The following is a 3,122-nucleotide window of genomic DNA, read 5'->3' on the forward strand; positions in this document are numbered from 1 at the left end:
GGCCAGCCGTCCACCGACTTGTCGTCCATTGACCAGCCGTCCACCGGCCCGCAGCCCGCCGACCAGCCGCCCACCGGCCCGCAGCCCACCGACCAGCCCTCCACCGGTACGACCTCCGACCCGGCCCCCGGTCCCCAGCGGGTCCCTGCGACCGAGGCGGATCAACTCCTCGACGGCACCCACCCGTCGCCGTTCCCGGACACGGCCGACCTGCTGCTCACCCGGAAGCTGCTGAGCGCCCCGCACGTGGTGCTCAGTACCGAGGGCGGCAAGCTGCGTCAGCAGCTCATGCAGGACACCGCCGACCGCGCCTCGGGCACCTCCTGGCACGTCAGCGCGCCCGGCGCCCCGGCGCGCGACGCGCTGCGCCGGGCCATGGCGAACCTCGGCATCGTCGGCCAACTCGGCCAGTACCTGGGCCCGTTCGGAGCGAGGATCACCGGACTGGACGGCGCGAGCCCCCTGCGGACCCACTATCTGAAGGCAGCGGTCCGCGGCGAACTGCGCAACCTACGGGTCAAGAGCGACCCCAAGCCGGCCAGCTTCGAAGCCACCCTCGGCCACGAGCACCGCATCGCCGGCATCAGCGGCACGGCGTCCCGCTTCACCGTGGGCGTCCAGGGCGGCGACATGCCGCTCCAGCAGCCCCCGGGACAGCAGCCGGTGACCGGCTCCTACGCGACCGCTCTCCAGTACGCCTGGGGCAAGGGCCGCGGCATCTCGGAGACGATCACCCGCGGACGCAGCACCATCCTCACCTACGCGGGACGGACGTACCTCGTGGTCGCCGACGCCGTCGAGACCGTCGCGGTACGGGACCGCTGGACGGCCGCGATGGGCACGGTCGGCACCCGCGCCGCCACCCGGATCAGCTCCGCGGCCGGGCGGCTCTCCGAGAACCTCGGGAACGCGCTCGCCCCGCGCCGCGCCGCCGCCGCGCTCCAGACCATCCGCGACGCGGTGATGTTCCACCTGCCGATACTGGACGCCATCGAGGCCGGGCTCGCGCCGGACGGCCTGGGCACCGCCACCCCGCGCAACCTCGGCGGCGGGTACAAGGTGCCCCCCTTCCTGCGCAACCGGCGCTTCCCCGGCCACCCCAGCGGACAGCTCGACGCGAGCCATGCGGCCACCCAGCTGATGCACGGCATGGAGAAGATCGGCGTGCCCTCGCACGACCGGGAACAGGTCATCCAGCGGCTCTCGCCGGACTTCCTCCGCGCCCACCTGCACGAACTGACGACCGACGGCACGACCCTGCCGGTCCGCTACCGCGCCTGGTCGAAGCCGAACCACCTGCCGACCGGCGGGAGTCCCGCGCTGGTCCGGTTCAAGCTGACGCCGGTCGCCACCACCGTGCAGCGGCTGCGTACCGGCTACGAACTGGAGGACTACCGCAACACCGCCCGCGACAGTGCCGGGATCAGCGGCCAGGACCGGGGCGGCGATGTCACGCTCGGCGTCGGCCAGCGCGCGAGCGACGGCTTCCTGACCGTCAACCCCTCGCTCCAGGGCACCGCGTCGCAGCAGCAGGCGAGCACCCGTACCCAGACCACGGGCAGCCTCGAGATGCCGAACATCGCCACCACCCAGACCCACGCCGAGATCGTCACCCAATACACGCTGAGCGTCACCATGACGGACCCCGACGGCGCGCGGCTCGCCCCGCGCGCGGTCGCCGCGGTCGGCACCCTCAACGAGATCGTGCCGACCAGCCTGCTCACGCCGAACAGCGACGACGGCGACGGCGACAAGTTGACCGAGCAGGACGTGCCCGAACCGGAGCGCGCGGTACGGGTACTGCCCCCTGCCGGGGCACGCCCGGAGGCCATCGCCGCATGGCGCACCGCGGCCGCGGGCAGCGCCACCGGCGGCCCTGACGCCTCCAACACCTCCGACGCCTCCAGCACCTCCAAGGCGTCCGACGTCCTGACCTTCGACGACCGGATCGGCTCCGGAATCCTCGCCGTCGACATCCGCGGCGCGGCCAACGTGCGGGACGCCCTGACCCTCGCCACCGCCCGCGCCGACGGTCTCGGCGACAGCGATCCCGGCAAGCGGCACACCGGCCAGAGCCTCGCCGAACGGGTCCGCATGGCCCACCACACCCCGCTCACCGGCCTCGGTACCGCCCCCGCCCAGGCCCAGCAGGAGGCCACGTCGCAGAGCGGCCTCACCGCCGGCTTCCGTGAGGCGCTCGGCGCCCACGGGGTTCCGCTGCCGCTCCAGTCCTCCGCCCGCCTCTTCGGCCAGTCCCACACCGCCGAATCCCACATCTACGCGAAGATGCACCGCACCGGCGCCCGGCTGCTCGCCGTGGAGAGCAAGCCCCGTATGGAAGCCATGGGGCGCTGGAAGACCTCCGACGCGCTGGACGCCACCGGCGTCGACAACGTCGAGGGCGCGGTGGGCACGTCGCCCCTCGCGGGCACCAGCAGTGCGGGCCTGACCATCCCGGGCGTAGCGGCCCCGATCGGCGGCTCGAACGACGGCACCACGCTCAAGACCGCCGTGGACACCACCCTCGGCACCCACCTCAAGGTGGTTACCGACCGCAGTATGCTCTTCGCGCTGCCCGTCAGCTGGCTCTCGGTGTCCGAGGTGGACCACCAGGTCAGCGACAGCCGCCCGCTGCAGGCGCTGGGCAAACCCGTGCGCGGCCCGCGCGCCGTCGAGGCGGAGACCACCGCGATGGTCTGGCTGCGCGAGGACATCGCCCGTGACTACGGCCTCATCGACGACACCTCGTTCCCCGAGACGGCCCGCACGGCCTGGGACGACATGGCCAAGGCGACGGCCGACCTCACGACCGCCGAGAAGAACTACTACGACGCCCGGGCCCGGGCCCGCGAAATGTGGCTCGCCCTCAGCCCCCAGGAACAAGCCGCACTCGACACCCCCACCCCGAACCCGACGACAGCCAACCCCCCGACACCCACCAAGCCCCCATCGCCGACGCCCACCGAGCCCCCGGCCATCGCCGACCGGTCAGCTGTCACCGAGCCCCCGGCCGTCGTCGACCCGTCGACCGTCACCGAGCCCCCGGCTGTCCCCAACCCCCCGGCTGTCCCCAACCCCCCGGCTGTCCCCAACCCCTCGGCGGTCGTCGAGCCTGCGGTCGG

At 73.4% G+C, this 3,122-nt stretch carries 1 pseudogene; it reads left to right on the plus strand.

Annotated features, from left to right (window positions below):
• Positions 1–3,122: pseudogene (locus AB0J02_RS03025) on the plus strand (hypothetical protein); the annotation flags it as partial.

The organism is Streptomyces sp. NPDC050264 (assembly GCF_040655895.1).
GTDB lineage: Bacteria > Actinomycetota > Actinomycetes > Streptomycetales > Streptomycetaceae > Streptomyces.